The organism is Acidocella aquatica (genome assembly GCF_030160635.1).
GTDB lineage: Bacteria > Pseudomonadota > Alphaproteobacteria > Acetobacterales > Acetobacteraceae > Acidocella > Acidocella aquatica.
In genome coordinates this window covers 1-1,397 of record NZ_BSOS01000083.1, presented here as the reverse complement: position 1 = coordinate 1,397, position 1,397 = coordinate 1, and the positions used below count along the sequence as shown (strand labels likewise).

2 protein-coding genes are annotated in these 1,397 nt (G+C 49.5%); one reads left to right on the top strand and one right to left on the bottom strand.

Annotated features, from left to right (window positions below; all coding sequences use genetic code 11):
- The coding region (locus QQJ84_RS14715; protein WP_284259062.1) for a nuclear transport factor 2 family protein at positions 1-517 on the top strand (517 nt) is incomplete at its 5' end.
- Positions 518-669: 152 nt separating this feature from the next.
- On the opposite strand, the gene QQJ84_RS14710 is transcribed toward QQJ84_RS14715, so the two are convergent.
- Positions 670-1,071 carry a nuclear transport factor 2 family protein gene (locus QQJ84_RS14710; RefSeq protein ID WP_284259061.1) on the bottom strand — a complete coding sequence of 134 codons (402 nt, stop codon included), beginning with the start codon at positions 1,069-1,071 and terminating at the stop codon, positions 670-672.
- Positions 1,072-1,397: the final 326 nt, after the last annotated feature.

The window sequence follows — 1,397 nt, the reverse complement described above, 5'->3', positions numbered from 1 at the left end:
TGGTCACTTCCTCCCGCCAAACCACCCATTTATAGCCAACATCAACAAGAGACGCTATAAGAGCCAAGAAATTTGTCTGCTCAAGGCCAGGCAGGATCGTACCGCTGAAACCAATGACCGGGCGCTCTATGAATCCCTTCATGCGCCGGATCATCCCCCATATAATGGCGATTATCCGGCGTGGACCACTGCGGTCGAAATGATCGCCAATGTCAGCAAGATTATGAAGAATTTCACGACGCTGCATCACTCGCATTCTCCGGAGATCACATTCCAATCTCGCGAAAACGCGCATGGTATCTGGGCAATGAAGGGGCTCTCGGTGTGGCGGCAAGATGGCATCGAGCACGAGTTTCTTGCGTTTTGTCACTACTTTGAGACCTATGAGAAGCGCACCGGAAAATGGTTTTTCACGAGCCGCAAATTGAAGTATTTTTACACGAAATCCTCGCCAGGCGCGATTTTTCCACCACGTATCGATAACACCGCAGCCGCGGAAAAATTAGGGGGTCCATAAGGATATTAGCGCGCCCAGAAGTTTTGCGTGCTCCTGTCAATGCAAGGTCGACATTGAGATTTCTACTCGTTTGGAGGCCCCCTCGAAATCGGACTTTAGAGTTCAGTGCGCGGGGTCATGCGATAGTGGCAGCGCGAAAATCGCAATTCGCATCATGTCGTGATAGCGGGCTTCACCTGCTTTTGAATCTTAACTTTGGTATGGGTGATTTTCCAACCACCGTCTGTCCGCATTAACGTTCGATAGTACCATCCTTGATTTGAATATGTTGGGTCTTCACCAACAAACACATAATTCTGAATTGTTGTGGCAACGTTACCATCGAGTTCAATTCGCAAAGCACCAGGAAGATGGACGCCGTGGGGTGCTTTCGAGAGCATTGCCTTGACATCATCCAGCCCTCGAAGCTCCTTGCGAAAAACCTCGTAGACTGTATCGTCCGAGAACAGCTCTAACCACTCATCGAATGGGTTGATTTCAAGTCTAAGGCAATATTCGTCGAGTATGGATCGAATAGCAATCATATCTGCGAGCTGCTGCATATCTTGAGACATTATTATTTTCCCTCGTTCAAAAAATTTGCGATTAGATTATGAAAGGACACTAGTCTGTACCAGCTTTTATCGTCTCGTACCAGCAGGTTAATTGCTTACTTGGTAATACCTGTCGATGGCGGCGTGAATCCGCGCATATTTGGTGAATATATCCCGACGGTTTGATTTGGCGGGGTTATTCCTGGTGGGTGCCATCCGAGGTCGGGGCGGCCGCCCCGACCTCGGATGGCACCCACCAGGAATAACCCTTGCCGCTTGATGCTTGGAGGACCCGACTCAGGTGTTCGGTATCCATGCTGACGCGAAGGTGGATGTCGGGGTAGAAA